The sequence below is a fragment of the Collinsella sp. AF20-14LB genome, from assembly GCF_003459505.1.
Classification (GTDB): Bacteria; Actinomycetota; Coriobacteriia; order Coriobacteriales; family Coriobacteriaceae; genus Collinsella.
Map to the genome: position 1 here is coordinate 51,125 of NZ_QRWD01000011.1, position 23,010 is coordinate 74,134.

At 60.7% G+C, this 23,010-nt stretch carries 16 protein-coding genes; 6 read left to right on the top strand and 10 right to left on the bottom strand.

Features of this window, described 5'->3' with window-relative positions:
• Positions 1–9: 9 nt before the first annotated feature.
• Complete coding sequence (locus DWX63_RS07005; RefSeq protein WP_199411141.1) at positions 10–2,787, bottom strand: FAD-dependent oxidoreductase; 2,778 nt, start codon at positions 2,785–2,787, stop codon at positions 10–12.
• 188 nt (positions 2,788–2,975) lie between these two features.
• On the opposite strand from DWX63_RS07005, the gene DWX63_RS07010 reads away from it, so the two are divergent.
• From DWX63_RS07010 to DWX63_RS07020, 3 genes are all read left to right on the top strand, one after another.
• Positions 2,976–3,638 carry a TetR/AcrR family transcriptional regulator gene (locus tag DWX63_RS07010; RefSeq protein WP_117637936.1) on the top strand — a complete coding sequence of 221 codons (663 nt, stop codon included), beginning with the start codon at positions 2,976–2,978 and terminating at the stop codon, positions 3,636–3,638.
• Between the two features lie 63 nt (positions 3,639–3,701).
• Complete coding sequence (locus DWX63_RS07015) at positions 3,702–4,709, top strand: DUF5692 family protein (RefSeq protein ID WP_117843224.1); 1,008 nt, start codon at positions 3,702–3,704, stop codon at positions 4,707–4,709.
• 232 nt (positions 4,710–4,941) lie between these two features.
• Positions 4,942–6,423 (top strand): hypothetical protein, encoded by a 1,482-nt coding sequence (locus DWX63_RS07020; protein ID WP_117843225.1) that lies wholly within the window; start codon positions 4,942–4,944, stop codon positions 6,421–6,423.
• Between the two features lie 44 nt (positions 6,424–6,467).
• Here DWX63_RS07020 and DWX63_RS07025 read toward each other — a convergent pair whose 3' ends face one another.
• The 3 genes from DWX63_RS07025 to clpB all read right to left on the bottom strand — a co-directional run bounded on the left by DWX63_RS07025 (position 6,468) and on the right by clpB (position 10,984).
• On the bottom strand, positions 6,468–7,820 hold the full coding sequence (locus DWX63_RS07025; protein WP_055250796.1) for an ATP-binding protein: 1,353 nt from the start codon (positions 7,818–7,820) through the stop codon (positions 6,468–6,470).
• A gap of 207 nt (positions 7,821–8,027) precedes the next feature.
• Complete coding sequence (locus tag DWX63_RS07030) at positions 8,028–8,222, bottom strand: hypothetical protein (RefSeq protein WP_233502698.1); 195 nt, start codon at positions 8,220–8,222, stop codon at positions 8,028–8,030.
• Between the two features lie 134 nt (positions 8,223–8,356).
• Positions 8,357–10,984 (bottom strand): ATP-dependent chaperone ClpB, encoded by a 2,628-nt coding sequence (gene clpB / locus DWX63_RS07035; RefSeq protein ID WP_117843226.1) that lies wholly within the window; start codon positions 10,982–10,984, stop codon positions 8,357–8,359.
• Positions 10,985–11,465: 481 nt separating this feature from the next.
• Between clpB and DWX63_RS07040 the strand changes: the two genes are divergently transcribed.
• A complete protein-coding gene (locus tag DWX63_RS07040; RefSeq protein ID WP_089573291.1) occupies positions 11,466–12,134 on the top strand; it encodes a hypothetical protein in 669 nt (222 codons plus the stop codon).
• A 245-nt stretch (positions 12,135–12,379) separates the two neighbouring features.
• On the opposite strand, the gene DWX63_RS07045 is transcribed toward DWX63_RS07040, so the two are convergent.
• Positions 12,380–13,495: an ATP-binding protein gene (locus DWX63_RS07045; RefSeq protein WP_158559633.1), complete on the bottom strand. Its 1,116-nt coding sequence runs from the start codon at positions 13,493–13,495 to the stop codon at positions 12,380–12,382.
• 641 nt (positions 13,496–14,136) lie between these two features.
• Here DWX63_RS07045 and DWX63_RS07050 point away from each other — a divergent pair.
• Positions 14,137–14,811: a hypothetical protein gene (locus tag DWX63_RS07050; protein WP_158559634.1), complete on the top strand. Its 675-nt coding sequence runs from the start codon at positions 14,137–14,139 to the stop codon at positions 14,809–14,811.
• Positions 14,812–15,023: 212 nt separating this feature from the next.
• On the opposite strand, the gene DWX63_RS07055 is transcribed toward DWX63_RS07050, so the two are convergent.
• The 5 genes from DWX63_RS07055 to dnaK form a co-directional block, all read right to left on the bottom strand.
• Positions 15,024–17,324, bottom strand: a complete 2,301-nt coding sequence (locus DWX63_RS07055; protein WP_117843228.1) for a hydratase — start codon at positions 17,322–17,324, stop codon at positions 15,024–15,026.
• Positions 17,325–17,717: 393 nt separating this feature from the next.
• Positions 17,718–18,134 carry a heat shock protein transcriptional repressor HspR gene (locus DWX63_RS07060; RefSeq protein ID WP_006235210.1) on the bottom strand — a complete coding sequence of 139 codons (417 nt, stop codon included), beginning with the start codon at positions 18,132–18,134 and terminating at the stop codon, positions 17,718–17,720.
• Between the two features lie 72 nt (positions 18,135–18,206).
• Complete coding sequence (locus tag DWX63_RS07065) at positions 18,207–19,172, bottom strand: DnaJ C-terminal domain-containing protein (RefSeq protein WP_117790316.1); 966 nt, start codon at positions 19,170–19,172, stop codon at positions 18,207–18,209.
• Between the two features lie 107 nt (positions 19,173–19,279).
• A complete protein-coding gene (locus DWX63_RS07070; RefSeq protein WP_117843229.1) occupies positions 19,280–20,122 on the bottom strand; it encodes a nucleotide exchange factor GrpE in 843 nt (280 codons plus the stop codon).
• A gap of 2 nt (positions 20,123–20,124) precedes the next feature.
• On the bottom strand, positions 20,125–22,017 hold the full coding sequence (gene dnaK, locus DWX63_RS07075; RefSeq protein ID WP_117843230.1) for a molecular chaperone DnaK: 1,893 nt from the start codon (positions 22,015–22,017) through the stop codon (positions 20,125–20,127).
• Positions 22,018–22,675: 658 nt separating this feature from the next.
• On the opposite strand from dnaK, the gene DWX63_RS07080 reads away from it, so the two are divergent.
• Positions 22,676–22,861: a DUF362 domain-containing protein gene (locus DWX63_RS07080; protein WP_006235216.1), complete on the top strand. Its 186-nt coding sequence runs from the start codon at positions 22,676–22,678 to the stop codon at positions 22,859–22,861.
• Positions 22,862–23,010: the final 149 nt, after the last annotated feature.

Consider the following 23,010-nt stretch of genomic DNA (forward strand, 5'->3'; position numbering starts at 1 on the left):
TATGACTACTTACTTGCGACCGAACTTAATCTTGATGGCGCGCTTTAAAGCATACTTGCCGAGGCTTGGGAGCTTTTGCTCGTATTTGACCATCGTGGAGCACTCGGGGCGATCGCGATCCAGATGGATGGCATCGAACGCGCACTTGGTGGTGCACAGGCCGCAGCCGATACACTTGTTGGGGTCGACGATCGAGGCGCCGCAGCCCAGGCAACGGGCGGTCTCGGCGCGCACCTGCTCTTCGGTAAAGGTCTCGACGTACTCGCTAAACGGCGCGGCCTTCTCGCGCTCGCGGTCCACATGGGCAACCTCGCGGCTCGCGTTGTCGTAGCTCTCGATCACGACATCGTCGCGGTCAAGCGCGGTGTAGCGGCGCTGGTTGCGGCCGATGGTGAGCGTGGACCCCGGCTGCACAAAGCGATGGATGGACACGGCGGCCTCGTGACCGGCGGCGATGGCATCGATGGCAAAGCTCGGACCGGTATAGACGTCGCCGCCCACAAAGATGTCGGGTTCGGCGGTCTGGTAGGTCTGGGGATCGGCAAGGGCGCCCTGACCACGGCCAAGCTCCACCTTGGAGCCAGCCAGCAGGTCGCCCCACACGATGGACTGGCCGATGGACATGACCACGCGGTCGGCATCGACGCGGCGCAGGTCGTTCTCGTCGTACTCGGGCGCAAAACGGCCCTCGTCATCGTAGACGCGCGTGCAGCGCTTAAAGGTGATGCCGCACACACGGCCGGCCTCGTCCAGATGGACCTCCTTGGGGCCCCAACCGCAACTGATGTGCGCGCCGTCCTCGATGGCCTCGCGACGCTCTTCCTCGCTGGCGGGCATCTGCGCCTCGCTCTCCAGGCAGAACATCTCAACGTGCTCGGAACCCAGACGGCAGGCGTTGCGGGCAACGTCGATGGCCACGTTGCCGCCGCCCACCACGATGGTGCGGCCGGGCAGCGCATCGATCTTGCCACTGTTGACCTCGCGCAAAAAGTCGACGGCCACGGTCACGTCCTCGGCGTCCTCGCCCGGAATGCCGGCAAGGCGGCCGCCCTGGCAGCCAATGGCAACGTAGAAGGCCTTAAAGCCCTGCGCGCGCAGCTCGTCGAGCGTCACATCGCGACCGACCTCCACGCCATAGCGGAACTCGGCACCCATCAGGCGAATGACCTCGACCTCGGCCTCGATAACATCCTTCTGCAGCTTAAAGCTAGGAATGCCGTAGGTGAGCATGCCGCCCGGGCGCTCGTTTTTCTCGAACACGACGGGCTTGTAGCCCTTCTCGGCCAGATAGAAGGCGCAGGACAGACCGGCCGGACCGGCACCGATGATGGCGATCTTCTGGTCGAAGCCGCCGGCGCGCGTCGGCATCACCACGGGCGGGACATAACGGGTCGCGGCATCCAAGTCGCGCTGGGCGATAAACTTCTTGACCTCGTCGATGGCCACGGCGGCATCCACGCGACCACGGGTGCAGGCGTCCTCGCAGCGGCGGTTGCACACGCGACCGCAGATGGCGGGCAGCGGGTTCTCGCGCTTAATGAGTGCCAGCGCCTCGTCATAGCGACCCTGCGCCGCAAGCTTCAGATAGCCCTGAACGGCAACGTGCGCGGGGCAGGCCGTCTTGCAGGGCGCGGTGCCGGACTCATGCGTCTCGATGCGGTTATCGTTGCGGTAGTTGGGCGACCACTTGGTGTGGTCCCACTTGGTGGCATCGGGCAGCTCCTGGCGCGGATACTCGGGCACGCGACCGCCAGCCTTTTTGCTGCAGAGCTTTTGGCCCAGCTTGGCGGCGCCGGCCGGGCACACCTCAACGCAGCGACCGCAGGCAACGCACTTGTCCTTCTCGACCTTGGCGACATAGGCCGAGCGCGACAGGTTGGGCGTGTTGAACAGCTGAGAGGTGCGCAGGGCGTAGCACACGTTGACGTTGCAGTTGCAGATGGCGAAAATTTTGTTCTCACCGTCGATGTTGGTGATCTGGTGCACAAAGCCGTTGTCCTCGGCCTGGCGCAGGATGTCGTAGACCTCCTCGCGCGTCACATAATGGCCGCGGTCGGTCTCGACCACGTAGTCGGCCATATCGCCCACGGCGATGCACCAATCGGCCGGGTCGTCGGCGCAGCCCTCTCCCATCACGCGACGGCTCGCGCGGCAGCTGCAGGTGCTAGCGGCATATTTGCCATCGTATTTGTCGAGCCAATGCTCGATATGCTCGATCGGCACCGAGGTGCTCGCGGCATCGATGGCCTTCTCGACCGGAATGACATGCATGCCGATGCCGGCACCGCCGGGCGGCACCATCGGCGTGGCCTTGGACAGCGGTCCCTTGGACGCCTGCTCAAAGAACTTGGCATAGACCGGATGCTCCTCGAGCTGACCCATGCGCATGTTGAGGAACTCGGCAGAACCCGGCACCAGCATGGGCAGCACCCACTGCTTGGCGCGCTCGGGGTTTTCCCAGTTGTACTCGAGCAGACCCGTGTAGCTCATGTCGTCGAGCATCTTCTCGATATCGGCTTCGGGCATGCCGGTGAGCTTGACCATCTCGGGCAGCGTATAGGGACGGCGCATCTTCATCTTGCAGAGCACTTCGGCCTGCTCGTCGGTTGCGGCCTCGGCAAACGACCAGTACTCGTAGCCCAGCAGCTCGTCGCGGTGCAACAGGCGGTTGGTGCAGTGCTCACACAGCTTGACAATAGCCTCGCGCGGATGCTCCGGCAGCGGCGGCACGAACTCCGCGCCGATATCGGGCTCGGTGTAGCTAATTCCCGGTCCGTTGAGAATCATGGTTGTCCCTTCTCTTGCCACAGCCCGGCGAGACCGCGGCGCCCCTCTTTGTACGGGTTCGACATGCCCCCATGCCGTTCACCCGCTATTGTTGACATTGTGTCAAAAACAGTATTGACGAACCGTCAACAATATTCAAGACTGTTAGGCGAACGGTCGGGCCCAAACGGATGAAAGGCGGCAAACGCATGAGCGATAACACGGCAAACATCTCTGTGGCTGATGCCGTCCTCGCGTCCGACAGCACGGCAAAGCGCCTGACGGGTGACGAGCGCCGACGCGAGATTCTCGCTGCCGTGCGCGCCGTGAGCGCCGAGCTTGGTGTGTCCCATCTTTCGGTATCGGCTGTGACCAAGCGGGCCGGCTGCACGCGCTCGCTGTTCTACCACTACTTTGCCGATATGGACGCCGCCGTCACCGCCGTTATGGACGAGGCGATCGACGGCTTTATCGCCGAGCTCGAGCAGTGGAACGCCAGCCGCACGGTTGGCGACATCGAAGGCGCACTCGACACCGTCGCTCCGCTCTTTAAACGCCTGGTTGTGAGCGGCCACGAGTTGCCGAGTACGCTCACCTCGAGCAGTGGCGCGCTCTACGGCGGCTTTTTGCACAACGTGGTCCAGCGCGTGGCGCAGTATATCTGCGACACCACCGTGGTGGATTTTGTCGCCCATCACGAGCTACGCATCGACCATGTCTACGAGACGTTCTACACCCTCATCATGGGTCTTTTGATGTATATCCGCACGCACCCCGATGTGCCCGACGAGACGGTCAAGGAAATCATCGCCTCGACACTCCACATCGAGGGCTACACCGCCAAGTATCCGGAGCGCAAGCCCCAGAACTGACGACATTTGGCCAAACTGCCCGCGATCGGAAGAGGGGCCGCGGGCGTGTGAAAGGAGAGCAGCATGCTGTTCGATGTTTGGGGTAGCGATACCCTTATCCACTGGGCCGGCTGGGCCATGGTCTTTATTGGCCTGATCGTGCTCAACGAGGTCGGCCGCCGCACCAAGCTGGGCGCGGCAATCATCTTTGGCGTGGCTCCGCTGGCCATGACCATCTACTGCGTCGCTATCGCCATCGGCGTCTCGCAGGGTGCCGAGTGGGCGCTCACCAACCCCACCCATGTGTACCAGAACAGCTGGTTCCACTACGCCAAGGTATACGCGGCGCTGGCCGGTTGCTGGGGCTTCATTGCCATTAAGTACCAGTGGGGCAAGATCGGCAAGGCGCATTGGTTCCGCGCGTGGCCGTTTGTGATCGTCGCCATCAACATCATGATTGCCGTCGTGTCCGACTTTGAGAGCGCCTATCACTTCTTTGTCCTGGGCCAGTCCACTTGGGTCACCTCCGAGGGCGCCACGCAGCTTGCCGGCTGGAACAACGTGCTCAACGGCATCGCGGGCATCATCAACATCTTCTGCATGACCGGTTGGTGGAGCGTCTACGCCTCCGAGGACAAGACCGACATGCTGTGGCCCGACATGACCTGGGTCTACATCATCGCCTACGACATCTGGAACTTCTGCTACACCTACAACTGCCTGCCCACCCACTCCTGGTTCTGCGGCTTTGCGCTGCTGCTGGCGCCCACCGTCGCCGCCTTTATCTGGAACAAGGGCGGCTGGATCCAGAACCGTGCCTTTACGCTGGCCATTTGGTGCATGTTTGCCCAGGTGTTCCCGTACTTCCAGGAGGAGTCCATCTTTGTGACGCACTCCACGCTCGACGCAGGCGCCGCTACCGCGGTCTCGGTCGCTGCGTTGATCGCCAACATCGCCGCGATTATCTACGTCGCCTACCGTGCCAAGAAGCTCGGCCGCAACCCCTACAAGCAGGATGTCTTTGAGGGCACCAGCGATTGGGAGAAGGCTACCGCTCGCCGCGCCAAGGTTGATTACGCGCACGCCGAGTAACATGCCCGGCGCAAACGCCGCTTGAATGTGAAGCAGCATAGCCGGCTCCGCGCAACTCAACGCATTGCAGAGCCCCCGGAATGTGATTCGTCCGCGTTCCGGGGGCCTTTTGCTGCCGCGAGGATGCGGCCGAACGATGCGCTCAGGTTAAATCGGATCTTATATTTCGTATGCGCTTTATATGGCTCCATTTTTGGGTACAGTGTTGAGCCGATATTGCATTGGGGGATATATGAGCGATGAGACGTATGGCCGCGAGGATGCGGCCCAGGATGCGGAAGCATGTGCCGAAGCCCTGGAGAGCCTTGACCGGATCGCGCTAGACGAGCTCTCGTTTAGCGATTCGGTCGTCGACGCGCAAGACGAGGTGCACGAAGACACTGAGGACGAAGGCGGCGACGCCAAAGACGCTCCTGACGAAGCCGAAGAGGACGATAGCGAGGCCGACGACCAGCCCGAATCCGACACGGGCGAGGAAACCGTCTTGCTCGACAGCTTACCGGCCGAAGATTCGCTGACCCGCGAGCTTCCTGGCCTGGGTTCCGCACCAGCCGTGGACGAGACCATCGCCATGGGCGATATTCCCCTACCGTCCGTTCCCTCGGCACGCGAGGCCGAGGTTCGTCATCGCAAGATGTCGCCCAAGCGCCGCAATCTGATGGTCGCCGGTATCGTGGCCGCCGCGCTCGTCGCCGGCGGTGCAGGCTATGCTGCCTGGAACGGATATCAGCAAGAGCAGGCTGCCGCTGTCGCCGCCAATGCCCACACGATGATGTCGGTGCAGATTGGCGTGCATGCCGCGGGCCTCGACTGTTCCACCAGCTCTAAGATTCCCGTACAGGTGAGCGGTCAGGACGCTGATGGCTCATCCGTGAGCGAAACGCTCTATGTTGACGAGCACGGCCGCGGCATCAAACTGCTGCCCGGCGATTACACGCTCTCCATCGCTGCCTCTCCCATCGCGGCCGACGGCACCATCTATACCGTCCCGACCACCAAGGCGCAGGTCACGATCAAGAGCGACGGACAGGACCTAAGCAGCCAGGCCGCCTTTAAGCTCAAGGTGCCTTCGGCCGACACGGTAACCGACGACCAGATCGATGCCGCCGCCAAATATGCCGAGGAGGGAGGCGCGAGCTCCGCCGCCACCGCCAAGGTGCTCCAGCAGGCGGCAACCGCGCGGCGCGACGCCGCCGTCAATGCCGTGAGCGCGCAAAAGGCACAGGCGGCCCGTGATGCCGACGCCCGCCACAAGGCAACCGACCTCTACCAGCTCGATATCCCCGTCGAGTGGTACGGCAAGGTCGAGACTTGGCAAAATGGCAGCACGCTATGCATCTATCTTGCCGGCGACAGCGATACACCGATTGTGACGCTCGTCGCAGTGCGCGAGGGCGAGAGCTTTACGCCCGATGAGGGCGATACGGTTTTGGGTGCGGCCAACCTAGGCAACGGTTATACCGTCTACGCCAGCGGTCCCGTCTATCCGTACGTGGTGCCCCAGACCATCAACGGACGGACGCAGAATCCCGTGTCGACCTACCCTATGGACTCGGCCATTGAGCTTGTCGAGCTCACGACCGGCAACCGCTACACCTATAGCCAGATCAAGAACGTACTGGTCGGCAAAGACGGCAAGGCCGACGCTGCGACCAAACTCGAGACCGACTACCTCGCCCAGATTCTCCTGCCGAGCATCAAGGCCCAGGACTAGCGGACCATGACACCTGAGTCCTGGCCTCGCAAATCCATAGACGATTAGGAAAGGAGCCACTTCCATGCGGGCACAGCATGTACCACGCCGTGTTTGCATGGAATATCGGCCTGCTCATCCATGGTAACGATTACCGACTCGCCAAGATCAAACTGGGCCATCGCGGCATCGAGCGCGGCAATTTCGCGCTCGCGCGTTTTCTCGCTTGTCATATCCACACTTACCTGAATCAGGCCGTAAGCCTGCATGAGCAGTGCATCCCCAGCCACAAAGTCCACCTCATGGCTTTTATTCTTATCTTTAATCAGCAGGCGGCAAACCGAACCGGGCCGCACGGCGGGGGTCCTTCTTCTGAGCGCATTGAACACCGCGGTCTCGAGCCTCTGACCATGATCCAATGCCGATGCGGGGGAGAACGCTCCGAACATCGCAGGATCGACGGCGTAGACCTTAGACGCAGACCGCGTATTATTTGCAAGCGAACGCGTGAACTCCGGCACCGAAAACAGCAGGTAGGCGTCCTCGTAATACTCAAGTAAGTCGCTGAGCGTATTTCGACTGACGGATATCTGTCTGCTCTTGAACTCGTTGTACACTTTGTTCACTGACAGCTCTCGTCCCGAAGATGCCATGCACCGCGCCAGAAACAGCGAGGCCAAACGGGGGTTCTTGACGTCGTAACGTTCAACGACGTCCATGGCGACCGTTCGCGACGCATATTCCTGTAGCAGCTGAATCGCGTCTGCGGGCGTCTGCTCAAGTGTCGCGATGAATCCCCCTCGCTCGAGATATCCGACCAGATGGTGTCGGAGCAACGCTGCATCGCTCGAGGAGAAGGGTGCGTTCGACTCAGGAACGCTCCCCGTCTTATATCGGACGTATTCCGAAAAACTCAACGGAAAAAGCTCTCGCACAAGAGAACGGCCCCTGAACTCGCTCTTAAGTTCTGAGGACAGCATCTTAGAAGAAGATCCCGTCACGTAAACGGTCGCCTTCTCCGTATCGACCACGCGTCGCAGAAACGCACCCCATTCGGGTATTTCCTGGATCTCGTCAAAGAAAAGGTAGGCGCCCTCGCCTCGAGCAGCAGGATATAGTGCATAGAATGTATCGAGCACGTCCGCTAGTAGCGATGGCTCATACGGACGCAAGCGCTCATCCTCAAAATTGAAATATAGCATCCGGTCAAGCTCGACGCCTTGGCCCTGAAGCCGCCGTATCTCCTGATACAGGCGATACGTCTTTCCACAACGACGGGCGCCCACAATCACATATACGATGTTGTCGCGCTTTGGCTCCTGCGGGTTGCCCAGATCAAGGTCGCGCTCAAAGACCTGCGGAATCCCCTGTTGCTCAAAGTCCTTTATTTTTTGAGCCACCAAGTCGTTGAATGCCATAATTCTCCAATCTTGCTCTCCTGCTAATCAAGATTATAACGATTCTTGATTAGCAGGAGAGCAAGATTATGCGTATCTTGATTAATGGATAAGCAAGTTTCTATTAGTGGCCCCTCCCGGAGGATATCGAGCGGCCGAGGGGGGTAGGCATGAACGCCTCTAGCCGAAAACAAAGTAGCTAAAAAAGCCCCGTCCCAAATGAGCTACTTAACGCCAGGGGTCGGCTTCGAAGAGGGGCTCGCGCTCGGGGCGACGATCGCTATAAGGATCGTAGCCGTCGTCATCCTCGTTCTCGGCACGGATGTAGGGGTCGCGCGGCTTGGGCACAGGCTTGGGTGCAGGCTTGGGCGCGGCCGGCGCGGCGTTGGCGACCGGCGCATTCGTCTTGTTCTTGTCTATCATCTGCATATCTCCTTGCCATGCAATCGTGTTCAACATTATCGATTGTCGCACGAAAAAGGGCGGCGGACCCAATTGGATCCGCCGCCCTTGGCGTTTAGAGACGGCTGGCAGATTTTAAGGCATGTCCCATAAATCTACTCGGCGTCGGGGACCTCGTAGGTAGCAGACGGCGTGTTGTCGCACACGACGGTAAAGCCGCCGTCCTTGTCGGCATCGACCGTCACCTGATCGCCCTCGCGCACCGTACCGTCGATGATGGCGGCGGCGATGGCGTCCACGACCTCGCGCTGGACCAGGCGCTTGAGCGGACGGGCACCGAACACGGGGTCCAGGCCACCCACGGCGAGCATCTGCTTGGCCGCCGGGGTGATGGCAAGCGTCATGCGCTCCTTGGCCAGACGCGCGCGGACGTCGGCAAGCTGGATGTCGACGATCTTCTCGATCTGCGCCATGCCGAGCGGATGGAACACCACGATATCGTCGATACGGTTGAGGAACTCGGGGCGGAAGGTCTGAGCCATGGCGGCGTCGACCTGATGGCGCATCTCCTCCTCGTCCTTACCGGACAGATCGGCGATGGCCTTGGAGCCCACGTTAGACGTCATGATGATGATCGTGTTCTTGAAGGACACCTGGCGACCCTGGCCATCGGTCAGACGGCCGTCATCAAGCACCTGCAGCAGCACGTTAAAGACATCCGGATGAGCCTTCTCCATCTCGTCGAGCAAAATCACGGAGTACGGACGACGGCGCACGGCCTCGGTAAGCTGGCCGCCCTCGTCGTAACCCACGTATCCCGGAGGCGCACCGATCAGACGTTGGACGCTGAACTTCTCCATGTACTCGGACATGTCGATACGCACGAGAGCACGCTCGTCATCGAACAGGCACTCGGCAAGCGCCTTGGCGAGCTCGGTCTTGCCCACGCCGGTGGGGCCCAGGAAGAAGAAGCTGCCGATGGGCTTGTCCGGATCGGAGAGGCCCGCACGGCTGCGACGCACGGCCGCGGCGACAGCGGAGACCGCCTCGTCCTGGCCGATGACGCGCTTATGCAGCTCGCCCTCCAAGCCCTTCAGCTTGTCGAGCTCGCCCTGCATCATCTTGGAGACGGGCACGCCGGTCCAAGCGCTCACGACCTCAGCGATCTCATCGGAGGTCACCTGTTCGTTGAGTCCCTCGCCGTCCTGCTGCTTTTGTGCCTCGAGCGCAGCCTCGGAATCCTGAATCTGCTGCTGCAGGCCAGGGATCACGGAGTAGCGCAGCTCGGACGCACGGCCCAGGTCGCCGTTGCGCGTCGCGCGCTCCTCTTCGCTCTTGGCCTCGTCAAGCTGCCCCTTAAGCTCCTGCACGTGGTCGATGGCGTTCTTCTGGTTGAGCCAGCCGGCCTTTTGCACGTTGAGCTTTTCCTGGACCTCGGCGATCTCCTGGCGCAGGGCCTCCAGACGCTCCTTGGAGGCGTCGTCGGTCTCCTTCATGAGCGCCTGTTCCTCGATCTGCAGCTGGGTGAGCTGACGCGTGGTGGCGTCAATCTCGACCGGCATGCTGTCGAGCTCCATGCGCAAGCGGCTTGCCGCCTCATCGACCAGGTCGATGGCCTTGTCGGGCAGGAAGCGGTCGGCGATATAGCGATCGGAGAGGTCGGCAGCTGCCACGAGCGCACTATCGGTGATATGCACGCCGTGGAAGATCTCGTACTTCTCCTTGAGGCCACGCAGGATTGAAATGGTGTCCTCGACGGTGGGCTCGGAGACCATCACGGTCTGGAAACGACGGGCGAGTGCCGCGTCCTTCTCGATGTACTTGCGGTACTCGTCGAGCGTAGTCGCGCCGATTGCGTGCAAGTCGCCACGGGCGAGCGCCGGCTTGAGGATGTTGCCGGCATCCATGGAGCCCTCGGTGGCACCCGCGCCCACGATGGTGTGGAGCTCATCGATGAACAGGATGACCTTGCCTTGCGCCTTTTGCACTTCCTTGAGCACGGCCTTCAAGCGGTCCTCGAACTCGCCGCGATACTTGGCGCCGGCGACCAGCGCGCTCATGTCGAGCTCGATGAGGTCGCGGTCGCGCAGGGTGCTCGGCACGTCGCCGGCCACGATACGCTGGGCGATACCCTCGACGATGGCCGTCTTGCCGACGCCCGGCTCGCCGATGAGCACGGGGTTGTTCTTGGTGCGGCGGGACAGAACCTGGATGGTACGGCGGATCTCGTCGGTACGGCCGATGACCGGGTCGAGCTTGCCGGCGCGGGCCAGATCGCAGATGTTGCGACCGTACTGCTCCAGCGCCTCAAACTGGGTCTTGTCCTCGGCAGACGTCACGCGGTCATCGCCACGCAGCTCCTCGTAGACCTGCTCGATGCGCTCCTTGGTCACGCCAGCGTCACGCAGTACACGACCAGCCTCGCCCTTGTCCTCGGCAAGCGCCATCAGCAGATGCTCGGTCACCACAAAGCTGTCACCCATCTTGGTGGCCTTCTTCTCGGCCTTCTCGATGACACGGACGAGCTCATTGGAAAGGCCCATCTGCTGGCCCTCGCCCGAAACCTTGGGCGCGCGGTCGATGGCATCTTGTGTGGAGCGTGCAAGCTGGGCCGGATCGGCGCCGATGCGCTCGATGATCACGGAGATATTGCGCTCGCCGGCACCAAGCAGGGCGGACAGCAGGTGAATCGGCTCCACCGCGCCGGCCTGCGCGTCGGCAGCTGTGCTCATGGCGGTCTGCAGCGCCTCGCGCGACGTCATTGCTAGCTTATCGATTCTCATGGAATCACCTCTCTTGGGGCGGCCGCCCTACGGGGCGGCTTCACGTTGTTCGAGAAGTATTGTTGCCAGCTTTGCGCGATCTTATACACAAATCTAAGTCTCTATATATAAGATTTTCTGAGTGATTGAAAGATAGGACTTGAGAGTTTCGGTCCGGCGCGACCGTGGAACCCAACTGTCTCAATCTGTAACATCTGGCAGCCCTTTTCGGTCCCAGGTGTTACAGATTGAGATGGAGCGCGGAGCCCCGCCCAAAAATCTCAATCTGTAACACCAGGCCCGCTTTTAACAGCCCAGCTGTTACAGATCGAGACAAACGGAACCACCACAAAGGGGACAGGCACCTTTGTGTTGGTCCACATCAACATCGAGCTCGCTCCTAATATCCGTTATTCCTGCTCGTATTGAGGTTAAAATGAACTGTGATTAAAGCATATTCATTTCTCTCGTTCTTGATAGCTCTTCGTCTCAAGGAGCAGATATGAAGTCGTCTTATTCTACTGCTCGCAACGTCATTGCCATTCTCGCCATACCCATCGTGATGCTCTTTCTTATCGTCGTCACACCCTTTTCCCTGGGTATCGCCTCGCCCTTCGATTTGTGCGGGATGGTCGACGCCGGCTCGCGTGCCACCTCGCTCTCCTTTATCTGCCGCGGTGTGCTCTACGAAGATGCAATTCCCACCGGGCTTTGGCGGTCAAAGCTGCCGCTGCTCGGTCAGGTCGACGGACGTTCTCCCTACTTCAACCTTGAACCTCAAGCGATGAACTATCTGATCGATGACCAACCCCTTGCCTCCATCACCCTCGCTTACGACTATGCTCCAAACACCGATGAGCGTCACATGAACCAAGTCCTCGACAAACTGCTTGAACAGTGCGGGCTCACCGATGAGGTCGGCCGAACCGTCGACAGCGACCAGAAATTAAAGCGAACAGAACTCCGCCGCATAGGAAAAATCAGAGAGCGAGGCAGAGCTGCCTACTGGCAGGCCTGGGCGATACGCGACAAAAGCGAATTTGGGCACAGCACCTATACGGTCACCGTCTTCACTAAAGATGGAATCAAGGACAATGTTGACGATTTCGCATCGTCCAAACTCGGCATCCCCAAAACGACCAAATCCGCCAGCCCGGACGAAATCCTGTAGAGGTTTTCATTGAAATGTTGCTCAACCCGAACGGCGACATCGAGCTCGCTCCCCACCACCACAAAGGTGCCCGTCCCCTTTGTGGTGGTTTTCGGCGATCATTTCCGCCCTACGATGCAAGAAGCCGCCGCAGGAACCATCCCTGCGGCGGCTTCTTTGGGTTGGCAGGGACCAATCGCCGGCGTTGAAGGCCGTTTTTAGTCTCTGACGTTGGCTTTTGGCCCCTTCAAGCTATCCGACAAATATCAATATCTTGATAGGATTTCATTCGAGCTCTTAAGCAGATATTCGCGCAGCAATGGAATCGAGAACCTCACCATGCCACGTGAGGGCGCATCGATAACCTGTGCCTTGATAAGTTGCCGTCGTGTCGCTGTCAGGCTCGCAGGGGGCAATGAGAGCCCCGCTGCGATCTCTTTGGTCGGCACATTCCCCTCATGCTTGGCCATGGCAATGAGGTACTCAATCGCGCGAAGCGGCAAATCGGCAAGGGCAACGTCGAGCACGGAGCCCTCAAACTCCCCATACGCATCTTCAATGCCCTTCTGGGCATCCTCAAGTGAAATCGACGCATCGCGGTCGGCATGCCTGCGCGCATTCGCGAATACGCGATAGCCCACGAGTTGCACGAGATACGCATATCCCCTCGTAGCACAAGCCGTCATTTCAAGCGCCTTGCCATCCAAGTGCAAACCGGCACCTTCCACGGTTGAAGCCATCGAATCCGAAACATCCGACAGCGGAATCGAGGCGAGCTCCTCAGCCTTAGCTCGTTGTAGAAATGTAAGGGCACGGCCGTTGATGAGGTCCATTACGCCCATGGTCAAGCCAGCAAATACAAACGCGATATTCTTGCGTTCGCGGATAAGGTGCTGCACGGCCGCTGCAACGAGCCGCACGTCATCAGCATCCGCATCCTGTATTTCATCGACCGTCACCAGCAGACCGGCACCATGTTGCGTTTCCCGCGACGCCACGCTCGTCAAGACGCCCCGCAACGTCTCAGGCCCGGTCAAGGACTTAGATACGCCCGCTTTCACCACACCAAGACTTGCTTCTAAATGAAGCTCGGTATTGTCCGAGGTGCGTGCGAGCTCATGTTGGATGGCGTCGACGATACTGCCCGCCGCAGTCACGTCAACCACGCGCCAACCATACGACTTCGCAATATCGCCGAGCTCTGTCAACAGCGCCGTCTTGCCCGACCCGCGCGGGCCGGTAATGCGCATGAGCCTTCCGGGGGCGCCCACGCCTTCTTCGATGCCGTCCCTAAAATCATCAATAACCCGCTCGCGTCCGATAAGGACCGGAGGTTCAGCGCCAGCGGTCGGCTTAAACGGGTTGATTATCGTGCGCTTCAATGTCCCCACCTTCCTACTGTCGTCGTTATCGTGATTATAGTATCAATAGTGCAAATAGTGAAAGTAGTGAGAATAGTTCAACTATTTAATCATGCGGCCGTTTCCCGCCGCTAACAACTAAAGGTGCCAACAGTCCGCGTTGGACTCTAACAGGAAAACATTTGGCCCCTCAAAAACCACCGCAAGGGGCCTTTGTGGTGGTTTTCGCTCCAACACACCCCGCTGTCTCAACCTGTAACATCCAGCGGCCCTTTTCGGTCCCAGGTGTTACAGATTTAGATGAAGCGATCGACGGCAACCGTTTGTCTCAATCTGTAACAACTACTCGGCAAATTGGGGTCCAGATGTTACAGATCGAGATTAACCGCGGAGCCCCGTCCGAAAATCTCAACCTGTAACACCAAACCCGCTTTTTGCAGCCCAGCTGTTACAGATTGAGACCAATGAAACCACCACAAAGGCGCCTGCCCCCTTTATGGTGGTCCAGAGAAGAATCAGCCCCAATTACAAGAGGCGGCATCAAGCCCAGCCTACGTTTGGCGACCCCAAATCGAAGCCCAATGGGGCCTTTCAGCCCCCTCATTCCGGGCGGTCGCTTTCTTTTGAATATTGTCGTAAGCTGGTATCACTTATATTAATGAATGCATACTGTTTGCGAGGTACCCGCCGTGAAACGCTCCACCTATATCGGCCTGCTCGTCTTAGCGTTTGCGATTACCTCAGTCGGCGTGGGCATTATCTATCTCGCATTTCTCCCCGCCTCTGCAACGCAGGCGGTGATTGAGACCGTAAGCTATCCCATCGAAATCCTCACCGATATCGTCAAACCCGATTCGATCACCGTCGATTTTGACGGTACGCCCGCAGCGCTTGGGGTCAGCAACTATCCCCGTATCGAACTTGGGGCCAAGCGCTATACCAAAGATGAGCAGCTTATCGGTAAGGCAGCCAAGCTGCTCAAAGGCAAGACGTTTAAGCGGTGGTACGGCGCCGTAATATATCGAGCCAAGAACAGCCAAATGAATGGCGGGTATTATTCGACCCTTGAACTCGATGCGGCAAACGGGAGCAGACTGTGCAACGTCTCATACGACCCCGGCTATGTGGACAATGAAGGGCCGGGGGTCTATATCTCGGATGGCGACGTAATCTACGTCATGGAGGGCGACCAGACGGCAGTCGTCAGTTTTATGGATCAGTGTACCGAAGATGCCTACGAACAAACCTGCGAGCCCGATCCGCAGACAGCGCGCAACAGTGGCTCGGCACGCACTTGGCTATTTGACGACGAAATAACCTGGACCCCATCGAAATAAGGACCCGTCGGGCAGGCATCTTTGTGGTGGTTTTCGACAAAAAGAAGCCGCCCCATTAACAGAGGCGGCATCAAGCAAGTCTATTTACTAGCGTCCCTCAAGACCCAACGAGAACGTCGCGGTAGCCCCGACCATGCCTTTCCCTCGGGCGACCCTCGCGAAGCGCGTGAGCGAGCGGGAAAGGGTAAGCCCCGGGCGGACAATTAAGTGCGTTACTCGGCAGCGGCCTTGAACTTGTTGTAGTTGATCAGGCAGCCGGCCTTGACGATGGCACGCTCCTCGGCCGTCATATCGGCAATGTAGAGCTCAATCTGCTCGACCGCACCGTCGGCGCGCACCACGTAGGCGGCGATGTTCTTGAGGTCGCCATCGAGCGCGGCACGGATACCCGGCACAAAGACATAGTCGCCCACCTCAAAGTTGGGCTCGGCCTCCATCTGGAAGGGCACCATGCCCCAATTCATAACGTTGGAGCGATAACGCTTGGTGGCGTACTCGTGGACGATGTTAGCCAAGCCGCCGATGACACGCTGGCAGCTCGCGGCCTGCTCGCGGGCAGAACCGTCACCGGGCTTCTTGGCGTAGAGCATGGAACCGAACTCGGTCGCCTTGGCATCGGCCGCGACACCCGCGCCGGTCAGCGCCTCAAACACACCGGCAAGCTCGGCATCGAGCGCCGCCAGGTCGCCTGCGGACTCGCCGGCCACGCGGCGCTTCTCCACGGCGTCGACCTCCTTGGAACGACCGACGTAGGCAGGGTCGCGGCGGCTGAGCGTAAACTCGGCCAGACCCACCGGGTTGGAGCGGAAGGAGCTTGTCTCGCCCGAGGGAATGAGCTCGTCGGTCGTGGTGACCGGGTCCATGATCTTGGAGCACACCTTGAGCAGAATGTCGTCGCCGAGCGGCTCCATCGCAGGCCACGGCTTGATGTTGGGACCCTCGACCAGCTCGTCGGCCGGCTCGGCCTTGCCGAAGCCCCAGTACACGCGCTTCTTGTAGGGAGCGTCGTCGAAGGCGTACTCGCAGGCCTCGTCCCAAGTCTCCTCGGGCAGATCGGTCGCCGCCGTCAGGATGCCGCCGTTGGCTGCGGTCGCCGCAATGGAGCGAGCGTCCATCAGGGCCACGGCGCTCAGCTGGCCGTTGCCCGGCTTGGAACCCTCGCGGTTGGGGAAGTTGCGCGTGGTGTGGCGGATGGACAGACCGTTGTTGGCCGGCGTGTCGCCGGCACCAAAACACGGGCCGCAGAACGCCGTGCGCACGATCGCGCCGGCCTCCATGAGGTCGTAGATATAGCCGCGGCGCGTGAGCTCGAGCGCCACGGGCTGGCTCGTGGGATAGACCGACAGCGAGAACTCGCCGCAGCCGGTATTGGCGCCCTTGAGCACACGGGCAGCCTGCACCACGGAGTCGTAGTTGCCGCCCGAGCAGCCGGCGATAACGCCCTGCTGCACGTGCAGCTTGCCGTCGACGATCTTGTCGAGCAGGCTAAAGTGCGTCTTGCCCTCACCGATCTTGGCGGCCTCGAGCTCCACCTCGTGCAGAATATCCTCGAGGTTCTCGTTGAGCTCGTCAATCTCAAAGCCGTTGGAAGGATGGAACGGCAGGGCGATCATGGGCTTGATACTCGACAGGTCGACCTCGACGCAGCCGTCGTAGTAGGCGACATCGGCGGGCTTGAGCTCGCGGTAGTCGTCGCCGCGGCCGTGCATGGTCAAAAACGCGTGCGTGTCCTCGTCGGTTGCCCAGATGGAGGAAAGGCAGGTGGTCTCGGTGGTCATGACGTCGACGCCGTTGCGGTAGTCGGTCGTCATGCTCGCGATGCCGGGGCCCACAAACTCCATGACCTTGTTCTTGACGTAGCCCTTGGCAAAGACGGCACGGATGATGGCGAGCGCCACATCGTGCGGGCCGACGCCGGGGCGCGGGGCACCCGTGAGGTAGATGGCGACGACGCCGGGATAGGCGACGTCGTAGGTGTCGCGCAGCAGTTGCTTTGCCAGCTCGCCGCCGCCCTCGCCCACGGCCATGGTGCCCAGAGCGCCGTAGCGGGTGTGCGAGTCGGAACCCAGGATCATCTTGCCGCAGCCCGCGAAGTTCTCACGCATAAAGGAGTGGATAACGGCGATATGCGGCGGAACGAAGATGCCGCCGTACTTCTTGGCAGCCGAGAGGCCAAAGACGTGGTCGTCCTCGTTGATGGTGCCGCCCACGGCGCACAGCGAGTTATGGCAGTTGGTGAGCACGTAAGGCAGCGGGAACTGCTCCATGCCCGAGGCGCGCGCCGTCTGGATGATGCCGACAAAGGTGATGTCGTGGCTTGCCATGGCATCGAAGCGAATCTTGAGCGCCTCGGGGTCGCCGGACGTATTGTGTGCCTGGAGGATCGAATACGCGATGGTTCCGCGTTTGGCATCCTCGGGCGCCTGCGTAATGCCGCGCTCGGCAGCCTCGGCCGCAGGCACGACCTCGCTGCCGCCGCGCAGGTAGATGCCGTCCTCGTACAGCTTGACCATACTGTCTCCCACTCTGCCCAAAAGATTTGGGCGCATAGCATACATTCGTTCAATATCGTGCCATAGAACGGTTGCGAGTTGGTTACGAATCTGCACGTTCACTTTATCTAGGTAAAGTAAAGGACGTGCCGGTCGAGGGCCGGAAGATTTTGTGCAAGAGCGTCCCTTTCGACTAGTCATTTAAGAACGTCCCCAATGACTACCCTACCGCATCCGGAGCAAGGCAACGCCGCAGGCAGAGGACGGACAGCGAGCGCCGTCCAGAGCGAACAAGTTGGCATGGAAAAGGCAAGGCATAGACCTTCTGGTCATGCCTTGCCCTTTGAATGACAAATTGTCGCTCTGGACGGCGCGCAGCGTCAACTGGTCCGCCGTTCGTCAGAACGGCGGACCCTAGAGATCTCCGCCGGCGCCCAGCAGTTTGCGCATGACTTGCTCGGGGTTGACCGAGCCGTCGCGCGGGGCCAGGGCGGTGATCTTCTTCTGCATCTTGTACTCGTGCAGCTCGTCCTCGAGCTGGCGCACGCGTGCGCGGAGTTTTTCGTTCTCGCGCTCGCGCTCCTCGGCACGCTCCTTCATATCGAGGATGCGCACCACGCCGGCAAGGTTGATGCCCTCGTCAGTCAGCTGGTTGATGAGCTCCAGGCGCTCGATATCGGCACGCGAATACAGACGCGTGTTGCCGCCCGAGCGCTGGGGGTTCACCAGGCCCTTGGACTCGTAGACGCGCAGAGTCTGCGGATGCATGCCGGTCAACTCGGCCGCCACGCTGATCATGTACAGCGGTTTATTCCTATTGTCCTCGGCCATGCTACCTGACCCCTTTCCGTCTCGTTATCGTCCATCATAAGCCCGCGGGCGCGGGTGTGCGCCACGACCGCCCTAGTACGTCGCCTTGTAACGGTTGACCTTCTCGCGATAATCGCGCGTGTCGACCTCGCGCAGCTTGGTCATGGCATCGCGCTCGTCATCGGATAGGTTCGTGGGGACCTGCACCTTGATCTCGACGAGCAGCGCGCCCGTACGGCCACGGTGCTTAACGTCGGGCGCCCCCATTTCCTTAAAGCGGAACTTCTTGCCCGTCTGGGTACCCGCGGGCACCTTCAGACGAACCGTCGCACCGCCGGGCGTCGGCACGTCCACCGTGCAGCCGAGCGCCGCCTCGTAGACCGAGATCGGCACCTCCATGGTCACGTCGGCACCTTTACGCTTAAACAGCGGATGCTCCTCCACGTGCGTGGTCACGACCAGGTCGCCGCGCTCGCCGCCGGCAACGCCATACTCGCCGCGACGCTTGTAGCGCAGCTTGCCGCCGTCGACCGCGCCTGCAGGCACCGAGACCGTAATGGTCTGCTGCTCGCCTGTCGAGGGAATGCGGTAGGTGACCTTGTGCGTCACACCGCGAAACGCGTCCTCGGCCGTCACATCGACGGTCAGCGACAGGTCGCCGCCCTTGCGAGCACGGCTGCGGCCCGCGCCGGCACCGGCAGCACCCGCAGCCCCGGCAAAGCCCGAGCCCCAATCGCTGCCCCAGGCGCCGTTGCCGCTAAAGATGCTGTCGAAGATATCGCCCCAGCCGCTCGCACCGGCGCCGGCACCGTAGCCGCCGCCATACGCGCCGCCCGCGCCCGGCATGCCGCCGAACATGAGCATCTGGTCGTACTCTTTGCGCTTCTTCTCGTCCGAAAGCGTCTCGTAGGCCTCGCTGATCTCCTTGAACTTGGCCTCGTCGCCGCCGGCATCGGGGTGATATTTTTGCGCGAGCTTGCGAAACGCGCTCTTGATCTCTTTGTCGGAGGCGCTCTTGGATACGCCCAGGATGTCATAGAAGGTTTTGCCTGCAGCCATCGTAGCTCCTCTCCTGTTTCATCCGCCGCCCAGCGGGCGGCGGCTCATGCTTTCATATGGCACTAGGCCAGAAAGGGCCCCGGGTGTTGCCCCGGGGCCCTTCTCAATTACTCCTCGGTGCTCTCGGCCGTATCGGCCGTAGCATCCTCGGGCGCCGCTTCGGGCTCCGGTGCGGGGCGCTTCTCGCCACCGTAGGTCACCGTCACCATCGCGGAACGCAGGATGCGATCCGCCATGCGGTAGCCCTTCTGGTACACGTCGTTGACAGTCTCGTCGTACTGCGATGCGTCCTCGACACGCCCCACGGCCTGGTGCTCGAGCGGATCGAACGCCTCGCCCTTGGGGTCGATGGGCTCAACGCCCTCGTGCGCAAACACATCGAGCAGCTTGGCATGCACCGCATCGACGCCATCGACGAACTGCTTAAAGTCGTCGGAAAGCTCCTGGCTACGGGCATGGTCGATTGCACGCTCGATATCGTCGATCACCGGCAACAGCGCGGTGACAAGCTTCTCGGTCGCGCGCTCGCGCTCGGCGATACGCTCATTGGCGGTGCGGCGACGGAAGTTCTCCCAGTCGGCCTGCAGACGGGCGGTACGCTCGGTGGCGTCCTTTGCCTTGTCCTCGGCGGCCTTCTGAGCCTCTGCCGCAGCATCGAGCTCATTGCGCACGTCGGCAAGCTCTTTCTGAGCCTGCTCGAACTTGAGCTTAAAGTCGTTGTCGGCGGCTTCTTCACCGGCGCGGATAGCGGCTTCCACCATCTCGTCCTCGGTCATCGTCGCCTCCTTGTTGGAATCCTCTACCTGGTTCTCGGCAGCCTCGGCGGCCGAGGCCTCGTTGGCCTCGGTATCGTCAACGGCCTCTACGGGAATCTTCACGTCCTTCTCCTCAGAGTCAACGGGGGCGGCGCCAGCGGCGGCCGCCTCCGTGCGAGCTTTACGGGCGGACATGATTATTTGTCCTCGTCGTCCACAACCTCGTAGTCGGCGTCGACAACGTCATCGTCGGCAGGCTGGGCGCCAGCGGCACCGTCGGTCTGCTGCTGAGCGTCGGCGTAGACAACCTGGGCCAGCTCGTAGGCCACGGACTGCAGGGACTCGCCGGCGGCCTTGATAGCCTCGACGTCAGAGCCCTCGAGCGCCTTCTTGGCGTCGGCGATAGCGGACTCGGCCTTGGACTTCACGTCGGCGGAAACCTTGTCGCCCAGCTCGTTGAGGGTCTGCTCGGTGGAGTAGCACAGGCTGTCGGTCTGATTGCGGACCTCGACCTCTTCCTTCTGCTTCTTGTCCTCCTCGGCATGAGCCTCGGCGTCCTTGACCATACGATCGACTTCGTCGTCGGACAGAGCGGTGGAGCCGGAAATGGTGATCTGCTGCTCCTTGCCGGTGCCCTTGTCCTTAGCGGAGACCTTGACGATGCCGTTGGCGTCGATGTCGAAGGTGACCTCGATCTGCGGCACGCCGCGGCGGGCAGCCGGGATGCCGGTCAGCTGGAACTTACCGAGCGACTTGTTATCGCGGGCAAGCTCGCGCTCGCCCTGGAGCACGTTGATCTCGACGCTGGTCTGGTTGTCGGCAGCGGTGGAGTAGACCTCGGTCTTGGAGGTCGGGATCGTGGTGTTGCGGTCGATCATCTTGGTCATGATGCCGCCCATGGTCTCGACGCCCAGCGACAGCGGGGTAACGTCGAGCAGCAGGATGCCCTCGACGTCGCCGGTGAGCACGCCGCCCTGGACGGCAGCGCCGTCGGCAACGACCTCGTCGGGGTTCACGGACATGTTGGGCTGCTTGCCGGTCATGGTCTTGACCAGATCCTGGACGGCGGGCATACGGGTGGAGCCGCCGACGAGGATGACCTCGGTCAGATCGGAGAGCTTGAGCTTAGCGTCGCGCAGGGCGTTGGTGACAGGCTGCTTGCAGCGCTCGAGCAGGTCGCGGGTGATCTTCTCGAACTCGGCGCGGGTCAGCGTGTAGTTGAGGTGCAGCGGGCCGGACTGGTTCATGGTGATGAACGGCAGGTTGATGGTGGACTGCTGGGCTGCGGAGAGCTCCTTCTTGGCGTTCTCGGCGGCCTCCTTCAGACGCTGCAGGGCCATGGGGTCCTGACGCAGGTCGACACCGTTCTCCTGCTGGAACTTGTCAGCCATCCAGTCGATGACGCGCTGATCCCAGTCGTCGCCGCCCAGGTGGTTGTCGCCCGAGGTGGACAGAACCTCAAACACGCCGTCGGCGAGGTCGAGGATGGAGACGTCGAAGGTGCCGCCGCCCAGGTCGAAGACCAGGATGCGCTGGTCGGAGCCCTGCTTGTCCAGGCCATAGGCCAGAGCAGCAGCGGTCGGCTCGTTGACGATACGCTTGACGTTGAGGCCGGCGATCTTACCGGCGTCCTTGGTGGCCTGACGCTGGGCGTCGTTGAAGTAGGCCGGGACGGTGATGACGGCGTCGGTGACGGTCTCGCCCAGGTACTTCTCGGCGTCGGCCTTCATCTTTGCGAGCACCATGGCGCTCACCTGCTCGGCGGTGTAATCCTTGCCCTCGATGTCGACGACGGCACGGCCGCCCTGGCCCTCCTTGACCTCATACGGCACGGTCTTGAGCTCGGAGGTGCACTCGGAGTACTTGCGGCCCATGAAGCGCTTGATGGAGAACACGGTGTTCTTGGGGTTGGTGACAGCCTGGTTCTTAGCGGCCTTACCCACGACGCGGTCGCCGTCGGCACGGAAGCCCACGACAGACGGGGTGGTGCGGTCGCCCTCGGCGTTCACGATAATGGTCGGAGAACCGCCCTCGAGGACGGCCATTGCGGAGTTAGTAGTACCAAGGTCGATACCAAGAATCTTACTCATTAGAAATTCCCTCTCTCTTTTGCGTTCGCGTCGCCTCGACGGTCTGTCGCGCGGCGCTTCGGCTTGTCTTTCAGGATGTAGTGTATCCCCTTATGGGCCGGAATATACAAAATCTAAGTCAATTCATATAAGATTTCTTATTGCTGAGAGTTTAGGTTCTCAAATGTGCAGGTAGATGCACTGTTTGAGTTCTCGGCAGATCTATTGAGATCTATGTAGAGATAACTGGGGTTTGCGTCCGGGGGTGCCTGGGGGCCGTCTTGCGGCAAGCGCATCCCGGTTTGAGCGTAGATTCCGGGTCGCAGTTTCCGTCTGAAGGCTCAACCGGAAACCGTATCCCGTTTTGAGAGCTGATACCGGGTCGCAGTTTCCGCTAGCGGGCCCAACCGGAAACTGCGACCCGGTTTTCGGCCAAATAACGGGATGCCCTTTCCGCAGGCGCGCTCAATAGGTCAATATTACAAGTCACCTATAGCTAACATTTGCGCAGCTCAACGGCCCCACCTGCGCGTTTTTTAGTAAACCTTGGCATACTCGGCGAACGGTATGAAGATGCCGGCCAGAGGGTATTGCAAACGGTCGCTCCCGTGGTATGTTTTTGCCCGAATCAAACCGGCGCGCATCGCCTGTAGCGTCGGTCAACAGAGAGGAAACTACCATGGCTCATCCCGTAATTGATGCCGACGAGTGCATCGCTTGTGGCGTTTGCGTCGACTCCTGCCCCGCTGGCGTTCTGGAGCTCCAGGACGTCGCTACCGTCGCCGACGAGGACTCCTGCGTCGCCTGTGGCGCTTGCCAGGACGCTTGCCCCGCTGGCGCGATCACCGAGATCGTCGAGGAGTAACAACTCCCCCACTTGCACACTCAAAAGTACACCGTGCACAAAAAAGGAGGCTTCTGCATCGCCGCGGAGGCCTCCTTTTGTTTGTACAGGCAGCTAAGGCTTATAGGACAAAATGTGTGTCCCGATAGAACATCCGTTTCCATCCATTA